Origin of the sequence: Micromonospora eburnea (assembly GCF_900090225.1) — a bacterium.
GTDB classification, from domain to species: domain Bacteria; phylum Actinomycetota; class Actinomycetes; order Mycobacteriales; family Micromonosporaceae; genus Micromonospora; species Micromonospora eburnea.
Window position 1 is genome coordinate 503381 of record NZ_FMHY01000002.1, and the last position, 15221, is coordinate 518601.

Here is a 15221-nt window from a genome sequence, read left to right on the forward strand (position 1 = left end):
GAGAGAACCGTTTCGCCGGGTGATGCGTCCTAACCTTGCGTGATGGACGTGGACGACGAGGAGCTGTTGCGTCTCGTCGGGAAGGGTGACCGTGGGGCGTTCGACGTGCTGTATGCGCGTAACGCGCCGTGGTTGGTGCTGCGTCTGCGCCGCCGGTGCCGGGATCCGGAGTTGGTCCGGGAGGTGGTGCAGGAGACGTTCCTGACGGTGTGGCGGGCCGCGGCCGGCTACCGCGGGGACGGTGCGGCGGTGGGCTGGCTGTGGTCGGTGGCCGCCGGTCGGTTGATCGACGCGCGGCGTCGCGCGTTGGCCCGTCCGCAGAGTGTGGGGGTGCCGGGCGACGACGTGTTGGCGTGGTCTCCGTCGGCGGAGGACGAGGTCTTGGCGGGCGCGTACGACGCCGAGTTGGAGCGTGCGCTGCATCGGCTGGCTCCGGAGTTGCGGGCGGTGTTGCAGGCGACGGTGCTGGACGGTCTGACGGTGCGGGAGGCCGCGGTGTTGCTGGGTGTGCCGGAGGGCACGGTGAAGACCCGGGCGATGCGGGCGCGCCGCGAGTTGAGGGCGGCCCTGTCATGACCGGGTTTCACGTTGACGCCGGGGTGCTGGCGGCGTACGTCGAGGGACGTCTCGCTGACGTGGACGCGTGGTCGGTGGAGGCGCACCTCGACCGCTGTGCGGCCTGCCGGACGAGCATCGCCTCGGACGCGTCGACGGCTTCTGTGGTGGAGGCGGTCGCGGTGTCGCTGGGCGGCCGGTTGCCGCGGCAGGGGCGGGTGCGACGGGCGACCGGGTGGCGGCGGATCAGGGTGTTGGTGGGTGCGGGGCCCGCAGCGCGGGCGGCGTGGTTGCTGTCGGTGGCGGTCACCGGGGTGCTCACCGCGGGGTTGGCGGTCAGCCCGACGGTGGTTCCGCCGTGGTTGCTCCTGCTGATCGCGCCGGCACTGCCCGCTGTCGGTACGGCCCTGTCGTACGGGCCGCGAACGGATCCGCTGCATGAGCTGATCGCGGGGACACCGCAGGGCGGCCTGCGGATCGTGCTGTGGCGCACGCTGGCGGTCCTCGCGGTCGCCGCGCCCGTCGCGGTCCTGGCCGGCGCGGTGACGGGTATCGGTACGCCGGGGTGGTGGCTGCTTCCCTGTGTCGCGTTGACCGCACTGACGTTGGCGCTCGGCTCGTTGGTCGAGCCCGCGTACGCCGCGCTGGTGGTGGCGGGGGCGTGGGCGGTGGTGGTGCTGGCGCCGCCGGTCGGCGGTCTGGCGGTCCTGGTGTCGGCCGGCCCGGGCTGGCTGGGCGTCACCGCGGCGGCCGCGGCGGTGGTGTACGTGCGTCGGGAACGCGTGGGAAGGCAACCGGCATGACGACGGTGAGCGTCGACGGCCTGCGGGTCAGCTACGGCAAGCGGATCGTCCTCGACGACCTGGACCTCGATCTCGGTGTGGGGGTGCACGGGTTGCTCGGCCCGAACGGCGCCGGGAAGACCACCCTGATGCGGGTCCTGGCCACGGTCCTGCGCCCCGATCGAGGCGAGGTGCGGCTGCTGGGCCACCACCTCGGCGACCCATCGGCGTTGCGGCAGGCGCGCCGCCAGTTGGGTTACCTGCCGCAGGCATTCGGGTTCTACCCGCGCTTCACCGTGCGGGAGTTCGTTGAGTACTTCGCCTGGCTCAAGGAGATGCCGCCGGCGCGGATTCCACTGGCGGTGGACCGGGTGATCGAGCGGGTCGGTCTGCTGGAGCGCGCCGACGACCGGATGAAGCACCTCTCCGGCGGGATGCTGCGCCGCGCTGGCATCGCCCAGGCCATCGTGAACGACCCTCGGCTGCTGCTGTTGGACGAGCCGACCGCCGGTCTGGACCCGGAGCAGCGGGTGCAGTTCCGGGCGCTGCTGCGGGAGCTGGGCCTGGATGCCGTGGTCCTGGTCAGCACGCACCTGGTCGAGGACGTCGTGGCGGCGTGCACCCGGGTCAACCTGGTCGACAGGGGACGGCTGGTCTTCACCGGCCTCCCCGATGAGCTCATCGCCGCCGGTGGGGACGGCGACAGCGGCGACTCCCCGATTGAACGGGGCTACACGGCGGTGCTGCGTGGCGCGCGGACGGCACCGCGGTGAGGCGCGCGCTGAGGGTGGAGCTACGCCGGGGTACTGCACCACTTGCTGCGGTGGCGATGTTCGGTGCCGGAGTGTGGATGCTGGCCGTGCACCCGGACGACTGGGCCGGCCGGTGGGCGGGCCTTGCCAACTACCTGCGGGTGTCGCTGCTGATCCTGTGCGCTCTCATGATCGCTGCCGGGGCGTGGCAGTCCGGCAGGGAACGACGGCGCGACATCGACGAGCTGATCGCCTCCACCCCCGCCCGGGCTGGCAACCACTGGTGATGGCCTGGTTCGCCGTCACCGTGGCCGGTGTCGCCGGGCTGCTGGTCGCGTTCGCCGGGGCGGCGGTGCTGGTCGCCCGGGTCGCGACCTACGCCGGCGGAGGCTGGTGGTGGACGTTGACCGTCGGTGTCCTCGCCCTGGCCGCCGCCGCCGCGATTGGCGTCCTCGTCGGGCGGCTCGTACCGCTTCGGGTGGCGGCCCCGATCGCCGGCCTCGCCACCTACCTGGGCCTGGCCATCATCACCTACTGGGACGGCACGCCCGGCGCGTGGCTCTCGCCCGTCTACGGCGGCTGGGCGGTGTACTCGCGCGTCCCCGGCCGGATCACCGCGTTGCAGGCAGCCTGGCTGGTGGCCCTGACGGTCCTGCTGCTCGCCGCCGCCGCACGGCAGCAGCGAGCAGCCCTGCTGGCCGGCGGACTCGCCGTCGCCGTCGCCGTGCCGATCACCACCGGCCCGGGCACCCACCGCCTCCCGGCCGACCCGGCCGCGGTCGAGCTAGTGTGCACGAGCAGCGGCCCGCAGATGTGCCTCTCCCGGATCAACGCGTTCCTGATCGACGACGTCGCCACAGTCGTGCAGCCGATCCTGGGACGTCTCGACGGGATACCCGGAGCACCCCGGCGGGCAGCCGACCAGGCCGCGCAGCCGGCCGGTCAGTCCATCGAACGGGACGACGGCACGGTCTGGCTCAACCTCGACTACCAGTCCACCGCCCTGGGCGGCCTGGCCAGCCGCAAGAACCTGCGGGCGGACTTCCGGCAGGTGACCCGGACCAGATGCGAGGACCCCTCCGGGACACGCAACATCGACATGCGGGTGTACCGGACCGACACCCTGGCCACCGACTGGATGCTCGACGAGGCAGCCACCCCGGACGACGTGCCCCTCACCGTGCTCCGCGCACTGCCGGAGCCGGCGCAGCGTTCCTGGTTCGCCGCCTACCTCGACGCCGCCCACCGATGCGACATCCCGGCGCTGATTCGCCTCGGCGAGCAGCCGTGACCAGCCGCCTGCTCACGCTTCATCTGCGCTCCCGCGGCGCGACCACGTTCGTGGTCGATGTCGGCGTCATCGCGCTGCTCGCCTGGGCCGCCGGAACATGGCTCGCCAGCCGGCCCTACTTCGACGGGCCCGCCGCCCGCGTCCCCGTGGTCGCACTCGCACCGCTGCTGGCCGCACTCCTGCTCGGCCCCACCCTCGCCGGCGCCGACGAGGACCTCGAACGCAGCACACCCCTGCCGTGGCGGGCCTGGCGAGCCGGTCACCTACTCGTCGCCGCCTTCGTCACCGCCACGGTGCTCAGCCTTGCCGGACTGCGGGCACCCGACACGTACGGTGCACATGCGCTGGTACGTAATGCTCTCGGTTGCGTCGGACTGGTCGCCGGCGGGGCGGTGCTGCTCGGCGCGCGGCTGGCGTGGCTGCCCGCCTTCGTCTACGTGTGCGCCGTCTACGCCGCCGCTCCGCGTCAGACCGGCACCGCCGTTGCTGCGTGGGCCTGGCCGATTCAACCCTCAACCTCCACAACGTCCTGGCTCGCCGCTGCCACGATCTTCGTCATCGGTGTCGCCGCATACCTGCACCGAGGGTCCCGTGCCTCGGCTGGCCGCCGCCACCGTCCAAGTCGCTGATCGGGGGCCCCGCCTTGCGTCAGCACGGAGTCTGAGCCGCCAGGACATGACCACCGAGGTTCTCGCCGCCGTACGAAGGCTGCCCGCCGCCGTTACGGAACTGGCCTCATCGGACGTCGGCCGTGGTGGCGCAGGCACGGCCGTACGCTGCGAAAATGGACACCGGATACGCCTGGGGCATCGACCAACCGCCTGATCCCGCTGTGGCCAGGGCCGCCGACACGGACGCGGATGGCTTGACACCGGAGCAGCTGCCGGAGGTACGCGAACTGACCGCGCGGGGCTGGCAGTTGGCCCCCGATGCTCCGATGCTGGTCTTCCTTCCCGCGGTGTGGCCCCCGCAGCTGCGCACCTGGGTGCCGGACCGGGCAAGCCGCTACGAGACCTGGACTGAGCTGGACCCGAAGACGTACGAGGTGCTGCGGGAGCGGACCGTGCGGTCGAGCTGGGAGTCCCGCAACGAGGTCGAGAACGACAACGATGCCCTGCTGGCCGACGCGGGCATCACCGGCCGGCCTCGGGGTCGGCTATGGCTGCTGAAGCCGCCGCCCGGGTTCACCTCGGTCGACGACTTCCTCGCCGAACTCGGCCGGCGCGCTGATACCGCCGGCATCGACGGGGCGTGCAGCCCGGAATACGTACGGCTCACCCGGAACGTGCTGCGAGAAATGACTGCCTGAGGATCCGTGGGCACGGCGGTACCTGCGATTCTGCCCGCCGACCGACACTTCCACCGCGGTCCTGGTCAGACTCATGACAGCGAGCGTAACCAAGGTCGCCGCCAGCCCGCTCACCGGCGATTCCTCGTCGTCGTTCACCGGACGCCCGTCAAATACATCTGCGTCGGCGTCGGCAATTCGTCGAGGAAACCGAAGGGCTGCGCGCCAGGCTCACCCGACTCGTCGCCCGTCCGATCCTGGCCGGGCCGGAATAGGGAGGGCGGTAGGCGTAGCTCATGTCGATGAGGTGGGGCGTTCGGTCACTCGCGGGTCAGCCCGGGTGGCAGCGCGTCTTCGTCGGGTCGGACCTGGCGGGCGTTGGTCAGGGAGTCGCTTGCGATGGTGTGGATCAGTGGTGCGGGGCCGCCGATGCAGGTCCAGGTGTCGTCCCAGAGCGCGGGGACCAGCCATGACCGGTCGGCGGGGAAGAACAGGTCGGGTAGCGCTCCGTGAGGGTGGCGGATGTGTCCACCGGTGCGCCAGGTGAGGGCTTGCTCGGGGCCGGCCTCGACCAGCACGTACGGCCAGTTCCAGTAGAGGAACACCCTCGGGGCGTGGGAAAAGACGACGTCGTGGGCGCCGGTGTCGAGGTAGGCCAACCACCACGGCAGGTCAGGAGTGTGCGTGGTGAGATCCTCGATCAGGGCGTGCTCGTAGGCGGCGGCGGTGACCTGGTCGGTTTGGTACGTGGTGGCGTAGGCGTCGAAGACCGGCGGGATGGCGGTGGTGATCGAGACGCCGGCAGTGGTGTGCCCGGCGATCCAGCTCACGTCGGCGGCGGCGCCGACGCGCCAGTCCCGTCCGTCCTTGTTGACCTGCACATCGCTATTCAAGCCGCTGCCGCGACGGTTGGCGTGGGAATCAGGCCGGTCGCGGAACGGCGGCCGGCGAACCCGCCGTCGTGGGCCACCATGCCGTACGCGTGCCCTGCGCGCGGTGGAGCGCTGATGCTGCGCAGGGTCCCGCACATCGTGTCCGGGATGCCGACCGGCGACGGCAGCAGGCTCAGGGTTGCCGCGCCCGCGGAGCCAGGGGGTGGGGATGGCTGAAGTGTGTTCCGCCGTGATCGTGGCTGAGCCTCGAGGTGCCACCCACTTCTCGCTCCGCGGGCCGGTTGGTTGAACGGGCCCGGCCCCGCGGGCCGTAGGCCCTGATGCCAGGAGGCGGTGGGTATGGCTGCGTGTGTTTCGTCGAGATCGCTTGGCTCACGGTAGGAGATGCCACCCGCTGCTTCATCGTCTGCGAGATTCGGTAGACCGCTGATGGAGATCCGCGACCTGCGTTCGCCTCATGAGAAGGTGCCGGCAAGTCCGAACCCGCAGACCAGGGCCATTCGCAAAAAACAGACCGATCATGTGAAGGAGCGCGAGGGTGGCGAAGTTGTGGATTGGCGTGGACATCGGCAAGACCCACCACCATGTCGCCGCCGTCGCCAGTGACGGTCGGTTGGTCTACTCCCGCCGCGTCGCCAACGACGAGACCTCACTGCTCACCGTCATGGCCGAGGTGTCGACACACGGCCGGCCGGTCTGCTGGGCGGTCGACGTCACCACCGGCCTGTCGGCGCTGCTGCTGACCCTGCTGTGGCGGCGGCAGGTTCAGGTTCGCTATGTCTCCGGCACCGTTGCGTTCCACATGGCCGCTGCGTTCGCCGGCGAGAACAAGACCGACGCCCGCGACGCGGTCGTCATCGCCCAGACCATCCGCATGCGCCCCGACATCCCGATCCTGGAACCCTCCGACCGGCTCCTGGCCGAGCTGACCGTGCTGACGGGCTACCGCGCGGACCTCGTCGGGCAGCGCGTCGCGACCCTGTTCCGGTTGCAGGAACTCCTCACCGGCATCAGCCCCGCCCTCGAACGGGCCGTGAACCTGAACCGGAAGGCGCCGATGATGGTCCTGGCGTGCTGGCAGACACCGGCGGCGATCCGGCACGCCGGCGTCGATCGGATCACCGCCCTGCTCCGTCGTGGGCACGTGAAGAACGCCGTGCAGGTCGCCGAGGCGATGGTGGCCGCCGCCCGGCAGCAGACCGTGAACCTGCCCGGCCAACGCGCCGCCGCCGTGGTCGTCGGGCAGATGGCCACCGAGATCCTCGCCCTCGAACAACGCATCGCCGCCCTCGACGACCTCATCGCCGAACAACTCGACCAGCACCCCCTCGCACCGATCATCGGGAGCCTGCCCGGCATGGGTCCCCTGCTGACTGCCGAACTACTCGTCCACACCGCTGGCATGACCGAGTACGACAGCCCCACCAAACTCGCGGCACATGCCGGCCTGGCGCCTGTTTCCCGCGACTCCGGCACGGTTTCCGGGAACCATCGGCAGCCCCGCCGCTACCACCGGAGACTGCGGCACATTCTGTGGATGGCCGCGTTCACCGCCGCCAGAGAATGCCCTATCTCCCGCGCCTACTATGAGAAGAAGCGTGCCGAAGGAAAGAACCACCGGCAAGCCATTCTCGCTCTCGCCCGGCGGCGCGTCGACGTTCTCTGGGCACTCTTCCGCGACCGTAAGACCTTCAGTCGACCGGCAGTAACCGTCCGCACCGCAGCCTGAAGCGGCCCGCTCTCCGTCGGCTCGAGCCCCTCGCGTCGGCCGATCCACCCTGCCTATCAAGATCAACCGAAGTCACATGGAGACTCCTAACCCGACGGTCTGCCGGTGTCCACAGGCCGACGACCTGCGTTTCTCCTGCCTTCCTCGTTGCGTGCCGGTCGCTTCGCGGGCTCGCTGCGATCGCTTGCCGAAGATCATCTGGAACGTTGTGGGTCCTGCGGGTGCCGGCTTGACGTAGCCGCGAGTCGGGGCCGAGTCATCGTTCCTCGTCGTCGAGCAGTTCGCGGCGCCACTCCGCGAATCGGCTTCGGAGCTTGTCCAGCGCTGGGCCGGTGACGCCGTACTGGGCAAAGTCATCAGGGTCGAGCTGGGTGGCTTGTCCGAGGGCGTCGGCGAAGATGCGCGGGTCGAAGCCACGGTCGGCGCGCTGCGCGAGAGCGAGGAGGGCGTCGCGGGTGTAGCGGCCGGATCGGAGGGTGGCGTCGATGTCGATGAAGTCTCGGGCGAACGCTCGTCCGTAGAGGGCGCTCATCTTGTTCGCTACCGCGTCGTCAGGGTGGAGGACCGGTCCGATCGCCATGAGGATCGGTTCGTTGGCGCGCCAGTCCACGCCGAGTTCGACCTTGGAGGTCCGTACGCCGTCGGTGACGGCCAGCCGGGCGAACGTGTCGTACTGCCGTTCGGTCTCGACGGTGAGGCCGTCGTCTCGGTAGGCGCGCACGACAGCGGTAACCGCGGCGGTGAACTCGTCGCGGCGGTCCCAGGCGGTGAACAGGTCGACATCCTCGCTGGGCCGCTCGACGAGCCCGGCGGCCTGGACCGCGTAGCCGCCGGCCAAGGCGAAGCCGTATCGGTCGGCCGCCGCGAGCCCGGTACGGGCGAGGCGTTCGTGGAACGGGTCCACCGCTATGCCGCGTTGCTGCGGGTCGCGGCGAGTTCGGGGAAGGCGTCCTCCCAGCGCTGGCGAAGCTGGGGCGGCAGCCAGAGGGTGGGCCAGAGCTGCCGGAGGAGGTCGGCGTCGAGCCAGGTGTTCAGATCCTCGACGGTAGCGGCTTCGGTGAGTACCACCTTGTACATGGTGGCCAGGCGCGCGGTCCGGCTCAGGTCGTACTCGGCTTGCCCTGACCAGTCGAGGTGACGCGGAAGCGTCACCGTGCCGCCGGTCGGGCCGCGCAGTGCGGCGAGGGTTTCGGCCACGACGTAGGGTTTCCGGTCGCCGTAGGGTCGGTAGTCCGCTGGCGGCTGGGGTGATGTCCTGCGCCGGTTGATGTTGGTCGCCCGCCGGACTTCCGGTCGTAGCGCCTGGCGGATCGTCTCCCGGCTGTATCCGGTGACCCGCTGCAGGTCCACCGGCCGCCATCCGGCCGCGTGGAACGCCCGCAGCTGCTCGTCCCGCTCGGTCAGCGCGGCGGCCCGCGTCGCCTCATACCGGGAGACAACCGCCTGCAGCTCATCCTCGGAGAACCGGCCCATGGCCCGTTAGCCTACCAGGCTAGGCCCAGCGCGCTTGGCTTACGTCGTAGCTCTGTAGCTGGCGGACCAGTCATGATGATCGCGATTGATGCGCTCATGTTCTGGTGAAGCCGAGGGCCCGGTATCCGGGCATGCGGCGTGGGAGTGAGGCGGCGAGGATTGGTGTGGCCGGGTCGTGGTAGTCGTGGACCTCGGCGAGGTCCTTGCCGGGCGCGGCGCGGATAACGCGGCCGGCGCATTGGACGAGTAGGCCGTCGTAGGAGATCGGGCCGGCGAGGAAGAGGGTGTCGAGGGCAGGGGCGTCGAAGCCTTCACCGATGAACGGTGTGGTGCCGACGACAAGGAGGCCGTCGCCGGCCTTGGCGCCGTCGAGCCGGTCAACGATGGCCCGCCGTTCGCGGGTGCTCATCGCGCCTTGGAGCACAAGCGCCTGATGTCCGCGTGCGGCGAGTAGGGCAGTGAGTGCCTCGACCTGGGCGACCCGGCGGGTCAGCACGAGACAGTTGCGACCGCGGGTCAGGGCCGCGGCGACGTCGTCGGCGATCTGGGTGTTGCGGGGCTCGTCGAGGGCCAGCCTTCGGTGCACCTCGGCGAGCGCGCCGGGCGCGTCCAGGTCGACGTCGCCGGGTTGGAATGTGGTCTCGTGGATGAACAGCGCTCGACGGGGTCCGGCGTCGGTGTGCATCGCGGCCGCGAGGGTGCCTTGTTCCTCGTCGGTCAGGGTGTGGCGGACGGGTCCGAGTTGCCAGGTGACGAGTTGGCCGAGGCCGTCGCGTCGGGTGGGGGTGGCGGTGAGGCCGAGCCAGAACTGCGCAGCGATCCGTTTGACCGAGTGCTCGTACGCGGCGGCGCCGAGGTGGTGGCATTCGTCGACGATGACGTGCCCGTACCCCTGGGTCAGGGTGGCGACGTCGTCGCGCCGGGGCGAGGGAGGGCAGCAGCGCGATGTCCACGGTGCCGGTGAGCTTGCGTCGGCCGCCACCGAGTTGGCCAGGCTTGATGTCGAGGAACTGTTGGATGCGGGTGCGCCACTGGTCGGCGAGGGCTTTGCGGTCGACGAGGACAAGGGTGGAGGTGTTGCGTTCGGCGATCACGGCGCAGGCCATGACGGTCTTGCCGGAGCCCGGTGGGGCGACCAGGATCCCGTCGTCGTGGGCGAGCAGAGCGCCGACCGCGTTGGCTTGCCTGCTGGTGAGTTCGGCGGTGAACGCGGTGTCGATCTCGGTCCCGGAGTTTCGTGCGTCCGTGACGGCCAGCCGCGACCCGGCGCGCTCGACGATCGTGGCGATGGTGTGCCGCAGGCCCCGCGGAAGGATCAGGCGATCATCGAGGGTGAGGTCGTAGCCCTGGATGAAGCGTGGGGTGTCCCAGGTGGACTTACGTAGCCGCTGCAGCTCGTAGAATTTCGGGTTGGTCATGGCGGCGGCGTGCTTGAACGTTGCCAGCGCGGCGGGCGTGAGCTGCCTGGCGTCGATGCTCAGCCCGGCACCGGCCTCCGCGTGGACCACCGCAGGGAGCGGAGGGTGGACCTGGGTCGCGGTGGACCGGCTCATCGTAGCGACGTCCGCGCCGGTGAGGGCGTGTTTGGCCTGCCGGGCGACGTGTTCGGCTTCGCCGGGGCTGAGCCGATCCAGCGTTGACAGGAACGCCCACTGGTCGGCGTGCGGCTCAAGGGTGCCGAGGTCGAGGAAGGTGGTCAGTCCGTCCTTGCGGCGGCGACCCTGTAGCGGCGCGGCGATGAGGTTGCCGAAGCCACCCTCGGGCAGCACGTCCTGGTTGGGGAAGAGACGGTCGTACGACCGCAGGTCCATCGACCCGCGCAGCACCATCGCCTCACGCAACAGGACCGTGCCGACGGCCCGCGCGGTGGCCGCGGGAACAGCGCCGGTGAAGAAGACCCACACGTGGGCTCCGCGGCCCGACTGGGAGATCTCCAACGCGGCGGGCACCGCGCTGGCCCGTGCCGCCTTCACGTACGCGAGGGCGTCGAGCACCGCCGTCGGCCCGTCGAAGTCGGCCACGACGAAGTGGCAGGTGTTGCCGGGCATCAGCGGATACAGGCCCATGAACACGTCGCCGACCAGATGCGCCGCGACGACCTCCGTCGTGCGGGGCAGGTAGGTGGCACCCCGCCGGTCCATACCCTTACGCCAACCGCCCGCGACCGCGGGCATCCAGCCGGCAGCGCCGGTACGGGCGTTGTCCCACCGCACGGCGTACACGTCGGCCCGGGCCCGGAACCGGTCGGCGAACAACGTCAGCTTGTCCCGGGTCGGCGAAGCCATGGTGACCAGCCCTGGCGGCTCCATCGGCGCGGACAACTGCTCCGGCGCCGCAGACGTGTCCTGGCCGCGCAACTCCAGCAGACGCGCCAGCCGGGCGTTCTCCGCCCGTACCCGCTCCACCTCCCGCCGAAGATCGACGAACTCGGCTACCGAACCCATGCCGACCATCCTCGCGTATCAGGCTCCGAACACCTCGACACCGGTCCGCTATCCTCCGCCGATGGCATCGAAGGGGACCGCCGCGTTGGAGGCGATGATCGAGGAAGCCACCGTCGACACGGACGGTCACGAGGACGAGCGTGCCGGCCTGTTCGCCATGATCGAGGAGCATCTGGCGGTGCCGTTCACCACCACCGTCCTCGGCGTCGAGGTCACCATAGGCAAGATCGAGCTGGCCGCGGACAGCATCGTCGCGGTCTGCGCCCGAGGCCGCCACCGGCAACGTGTCGGTCTTCTCGACCTTCCGCTACCCACCCCTATGCCGGACGGTGCCGCGTGGATCGACGCCTACCGGCACTGGGCCGGGAGGTAGGCCACGGTGAGCGAGTACCAGTACTACGAATTCACCGCCGTCGACCGTCCCCTCACCGGCCGGGAGCGGGCCGAGCTGCGGTCGCTGTCCACCCGGGCCGACATCACCGCCACCAGCTTCGTCAACACCTACGAGTGGGGCGACTTCAAGGGCGACCCTCGCAAGCTGATGGAACGGTACTTCGACGCGCACCTGTACCTGGCGAACTGGGGCACCCGCCAGCTCATGCTCCGGCTACCGAAACAAGTGCTCGACCCCGCCACGGTCGCCCAGTACTGCCAAGGTGACAGCGCATCCGCCTGGACGGCCGGCACGCACGTCATCATCGACCTGCACGACGAGGACGAGGACGGCGCCGACGAGTGGGACCTCGACGGCCACGGCCTGCTCACCTCCATCATCCCGGTCCGGGCCGACCTCTCTGCCGGCGACCTGCGCCTGCTCTACCTCGCCTGGCTGCGCTGCGTACAGTCCGCCGAGATCGCCGACGACGAGCCCGAACCGCCCGTCCCCGCCAAGCTGGACACCCTCGACGCGCCGCTCACCGCCGTCGCCGAGTTCCTGCGCATCGACCCCGACCTGATCGCGGCCGCGGCGGCTGGGTCGTCGCCGGCCGCCTCCGGCGAACCGACCGCCGCACAACTACGGAAGTGGGTCGTCGGGCTACACGCCCGGGACAAGGACGCCATCCTGACCGACCTAATCACCAGCGGCGAAAGCCACCTGCGCAACCGACTGCTGCGCCGCTACCGCGACGCGCATCCCGTCGACGCGTCCACGCCGACGGCCGTCCGTACTGCCGGTCAACTGCTCGCAGCCGCTGCGGACCTGCGTGCCGTGCGGGAACGACGGGATGCCGAGTTGCGCGAACACGACCGGGTCCGCCGGGAACGCTCCGCCGCAGCAGCCCGGCAACGGCACCTCGACACCCTCGCAGTCGACCAACCCACCGCCTGGCAACGGGTCAACGAACTCATCGCCACAAAGAAGCCCCGCGAGTACGACACCGCCGTACAACTCCTCGTCGACCTGCGCGACCTCGGCGAACGCGACGGAGACAGCGCATCGTTCCAACACCGGCTGGCCGAGCTGCGGGCGGCGCACGCCCGCAAGCCCAGCCTGCTCGAACGCCTCAACCTCGCAGGCCTCGACACCTGACGCCTGGTCCGCCGCCCGGTGAGCTGGCCACCATCGCCTTCACGCGCTGCGGCTTTCGCGCCGGCGCCACGACCTCAGACGTCGACCGTCGGCCTGCAACAAGGTCGGCGTGGGCGGCCATAGTGTGGTGTGAGGCATCAAGTATGGCCGCCGGACGAGGAACTGTGGTCCTCGATCACCGCCGGCGACGAGGCGGCGTTCGGTCGGCTCTTCGACCGATACTCCCGCCCGGTCTACAACCACGCGTTCCGGCTGACCGGGTCGTGGTCGACGGCTGAGGACGTCACTCAGGCGACGTTCCTCGTCGCGTGGCGCCGCCGGCACGACGCCCGCCTGGTGGACGGTTCGGCGCTGCCGTGGCTGCTGGTCGTCGCCACCAACACGGTCCGCTCGGAGTGGCGGTCCGCGCGCCGGTGGCTGGCGCTGCTACGGCGTCTACCGGGTGAGCGGTACGCCGATGGTGACCTCGCAGACGAGGTTTCCGCTCGGCTCGACGACGAAAGGCGGATGACCGAGGTCCTCTCGGTGGTCCGCGGATTGCCGCCGGCCGAGCGGGAGGCGGTGGCGTTGTGCCTGTGGTCCGGCGTGTCGTACCCGGACGCGGCAGCCGTGTTGGGCATCAGCGAGGTGGCGGTGCGGTCGAGAGTGAGCCGTGCGCGCAGCCGCCTGACCCGTCTGATGCCAGAGGAGATCCAGGAGGGGAAGCGGTGAACGACATTCTCGACCTGCCCGCGGAGCGGGACCTGCCGCCGGATGCGGCACACGCGATGCGGGCCCGGATCCTCGGCTTCGTGAGCCCGCCTCCGCCGCGTATTCCACGACTGCGGATCGCCATTGCTGCGGCGGTGCTGCTGGCCGTGGCTTCCGGTGCCGCGGCGGTGGTGTGGGACCGGCCGGAGCGCTCGACCATGCAGGTGCTGGCCATGGGGGCCGGTGAGCTGTCGCCGACGCTGCGGGACGCGGCGGAGCGGTGCCTGCAGTGGAACTCCCCGCAACGACAGACCCGCCAGGCACCAGGGGAGCGACCCGTTCCGGTGGCCCTGGCTGACCTGGCGGTGGCCACGGAGCGAGGTGACCGTGCGCTGGTGTTGTTCATGAACGACGTCGGCTACGCCACCTGCGACGTGGACGGGGCGGGAACAGCCCGGGAGTCCGGCGGGGGCGCCACTGAGCCGTGGCCGCACGGTGACCTGCTGCCCGGGCCGGTGCAGCGGCTGCTGCTGACCTCCACCGAGCACGACGGCGGGGACGTCAGCGTCAGCGGCCGGGCCAGCAGCCGCGTCCACCGGCTCGTACTCGACCACGGCGACGGCCACACCACCACAGCACGACTGTCCGAAGGCGCGTTCGGCCTGATGACCAACGACGCCCGACTCAAGGCCGGCAACGACCCTGAACTGGTCAGCTACGACGCCCGCGGGACGGAGATCGACAGGCGTCCGCTGTTCCAGGCCGAAGACCAACTCGAGCACTGCTACGCGGACCCGGACGGGAAGCGGATCTACGGCAAACCGACCAGCGACTGCCGTCCCGCCGAGACGTGGGGGCGTTAGCCATGATCGGAGGCTGCCCGCTGCCCGCTGCCCGCTGCCCGCTGCCCGCTGCCCGCTGCCCGCTGCCCGGGGCGTGGGGCGTGGGTCGTCACTCGCGGGTCAGCCCCGGTGGCAGCGCGTCCTCGCCAGGTCGGACCTGGCGGGCACTGGCCACCGGGTCATGTTCCAGGGTGTGGATCAGTGGTGCCGGGCCGCCGACGCAGGTCCAGGTGTCGTCCCAGAGAGCGGAGACCAGCCATGACAGGTCGGCGGGGAAGAACATGTCCGGCAGCGCGCCGTGCGGGCGGCGGATATGACCACCGGTCCGCCAGGTGAGGGCCTGTTCGGGGCCGGCCTGGACCAGCACGTACGGCCAGTTCCAGTAGAGGCACACCCTCGGGGCGTGGGGGAAGACGACGTCGTGGGCGCCGGTGTCGAGGTAGGCGAGCCACCACGGCTGGTCGGGGGTATGCGTGGTGAGGTCCTCGATCAGGGCGTGCTCGTAGGCGGTGGCGGTGACGTCGTCGGTCTGGTACGTGGTGGCGTAGGCGTCGAAGATCGGCGGGATGGCGGTGGTGATCGAGACGCCGGCAGTGGTGTGCCCGGCGATCCAGCCCACGTCGGCGGCAGTGCCGACGCACCAGCCCCGCCCGTCCTTGCTGACCTGCACACCACCATTCAAGCCGCTGCGGCGACGGTTGGCGTGGCAATCGGGCCGGTCGCGGAGCGGCGGCCGGCGACCAGCCGTCGTGGGCCACGATGCCCAACGCCTGCCCCGCGCTCGGTGGAGCGCTGATGCTCGCAGGTCCCGCACATCGTGTCCGGGGTGCCGGCCGGAGACGGCGGCAGGCTCAGGGTTGCCGCGCCCGCGGGGTCCGAGGGTGGGGAGGGCTGAAGTGTGTTCCGCCGTGATCGTGGCTGAGCCTCGAGGTGCCACCCACTTCTCGCTCC

At 70.6% G+C, this 15221-nt stretch carries 15 protein-coding genes and 2 pseudogenes; 11 read left to right on the top strand and 6 right to left on the bottom strand.

What is annotated here, in order from left to right:
* Positions 1-39: 39 nt before the first annotated feature.
* The 6 genes and pseudogenes from GA0070604_RS02595 to GA0070604_RS02620 all read left to right on the top strand — a co-directional run bounded on the left by GA0070604_RS02595 (position 40) and on the right by GA0070604_RS02620 (position 4689).
* A complete protein-coding gene (locus GA0070604_RS02595; protein WP_091113549.1) occupies positions 40-576 on the top strand; it encodes an RNA polymerase sigma factor in 537 nt (178 codons plus the stop codon).
* Complete coding sequence (locus GA0070604_RS02600) at positions 573-1358, top strand: zf-HC2 domain-containing protein (protein ID WP_091113552.1); 786 nt, start codon at positions 573-575, stop codon at positions 1356-1358. The genes GA0070604_RS02595 and GA0070604_RS02600 overlap by 4 nt, the downstream gene beginning before the upstream one ends.
* Entirely contained in the window at positions 1355-2110 is a 756-nt protein-coding gene (locus GA0070604_RS02605) for an ATP-binding cassette domain-containing protein (protein WP_091113556.1), read from the top strand. Before GA0070604_RS02600 ends, GA0070604_RS02605 begins: the two co-directional genes overlap by 4 nt.
* Positions 2107-3380: pseudogene (locus tag GA0070604_RS02610) on the top strand (hypothetical protein). Before GA0070604_RS02605 ends, GA0070604_RS02610 begins: the two are co-directional and overlap by 4 nt.
* Positions 3377-4009, top strand: a complete 633-nt coding sequence (locus tag GA0070604_RS02615; protein ID WP_091113559.1) for a hypothetical protein — start codon at positions 3377-3379, stop codon at positions 4007-4009. The pseudogene GA0070604_RS02610 and the gene GA0070604_RS02615 overlap by 4 nt, the downstream one beginning before the upstream one ends.
* A gap of 155 nt (positions 4010-4164) precedes the next feature.
* Positions 4165-4689 carry a DUF5956 family protein gene (locus GA0070604_RS02620; RefSeq protein ID WP_141721218.1) on the top strand — a complete coding sequence of 175 codons (525 nt, stop codon included), beginning with the start codon at positions 4165-4167 and terminating at the stop codon, positions 4687-4689.
* 299 nt (positions 4690-4988) lie between these two features.
* Here GA0070604_RS02620 and GA0070604_RS32880 read toward each other — a convergent pair whose 3' ends face one another.
* Positions 4989-5549, bottom strand: a complete 561-nt coding sequence (locus GA0070604_RS32880; protein WP_181726473.1) for a hypothetical protein — start codon at positions 5547-5549, stop codon at positions 4989-4991.
* A gap of 550 nt (positions 5550-6099) precedes the next feature.
* Between GA0070604_RS32880 and GA0070604_RS02635 the strand changes: the two genes are divergently transcribed.
* Positions 6100-7290: an IS110 family RNA-guided transposase gene (locus tag GA0070604_RS02635; RefSeq protein WP_091113566.1), complete on the top strand. Its 1191-nt coding sequence runs from the start codon at positions 6100-6102 to the stop codon at positions 7288-7290.
* Between the two features lie 256 nt (positions 7291-7546).
* Here GA0070604_RS02635 and GA0070604_RS02640 read toward each other — a convergent pair whose 3' ends face one another.
* From GA0070604_RS02640 to GA0070604_RS34085, 4 genes and pseudogenes are all read right to left on the bottom strand, one after another.
* Entirely contained in the window at positions 7547-8194 is a 648-nt protein-coding gene (locus tag GA0070604_RS02640) for a nucleotidyl transferase AbiEii/AbiGii toxin family protein (RefSeq protein WP_091113568.1), read from the bottom strand.
* Positions 8195-8196: 2 nt separating this feature from the next.
* Positions 8197-8763, bottom strand: a complete 567-nt coding sequence (locus GA0070604_RS02645) for a hypothetical protein (RefSeq protein ID WP_073825711.1) — start codon at positions 8761-8763, stop codon at positions 8197-8199.
* 94 nt (positions 8764-8857) lie between these two features.
* Positions 8858-9745, bottom strand: coding sequence for a DEAD/DEAH box helicase (locus tag GA0070604_RS33250; protein ID WP_279615665.1), 888 nt, complete (start codon positions 9743-9745; stop codon positions 8858-8860).
* Positions 9746-9800: 55 nt separating this feature from the next.
* Positions 9801-11216: pseudogene (locus GA0070604_RS34085) on the bottom strand (TOTE conflict system archaeo-eukaryotic primase domain-containing protein); the annotation flags it as partial.
* Between the two features lie 52 nt (positions 11217-11268).
* Here GA0070604_RS34085 and GA0070604_RS02655 point away from each other — a divergent pair.
* From GA0070604_RS02655 to GA0070604_RS02670, 4 genes are all read left to right on the top strand, one after another.
* Positions 11269-11580 (top strand): hypothetical protein, encoded by a 312-nt coding sequence (locus GA0070604_RS02655; protein ID WP_225319462.1) that lies wholly within the window; start codon positions 11269-11271, stop codon positions 11578-11580.
* 6 nt (positions 11581-11586) lie between these two features.
* Positions 11587-12738: a hypothetical protein gene (locus GA0070604_RS02660; RefSeq protein WP_047891453.1), complete on the top strand. Its 1152-nt coding sequence runs from the start codon at positions 11587-11589 to the stop codon at positions 12736-12738.
* Positions 12739-12867: 129 nt separating this feature from the next.
* Positions 12868-13449, top strand: coding sequence for an RNA polymerase sigma factor (locus tag GA0070604_RS02665; protein WP_091113571.1), 582 nt, complete (start codon positions 12868-12870; stop codon positions 13447-13449).
* Complete coding sequence (locus GA0070604_RS02670; protein ID WP_091113574.1) at positions 13446-14291, top strand: hypothetical protein; 846 nt, start codon at positions 13446-13448, stop codon at positions 14289-14291. Before GA0070604_RS02665 ends, GA0070604_RS02670 begins: the two co-directional genes overlap by 4 nt.
* A gap of 88 nt (positions 14292-14379) precedes the next feature.
* On the opposite strand, the gene GA0070604_RS32885 is transcribed toward GA0070604_RS02670, so the two are convergent.
* A complete protein-coding gene (locus GA0070604_RS32885) occupies positions 14380-14940 on the bottom strand; it encodes a hypothetical protein (RefSeq protein ID WP_181726474.1) in 561 nt (186 codons plus the stop codon).
* Between the last annotated feature and the right edge of the window lie 281 nt (positions 14941-15221).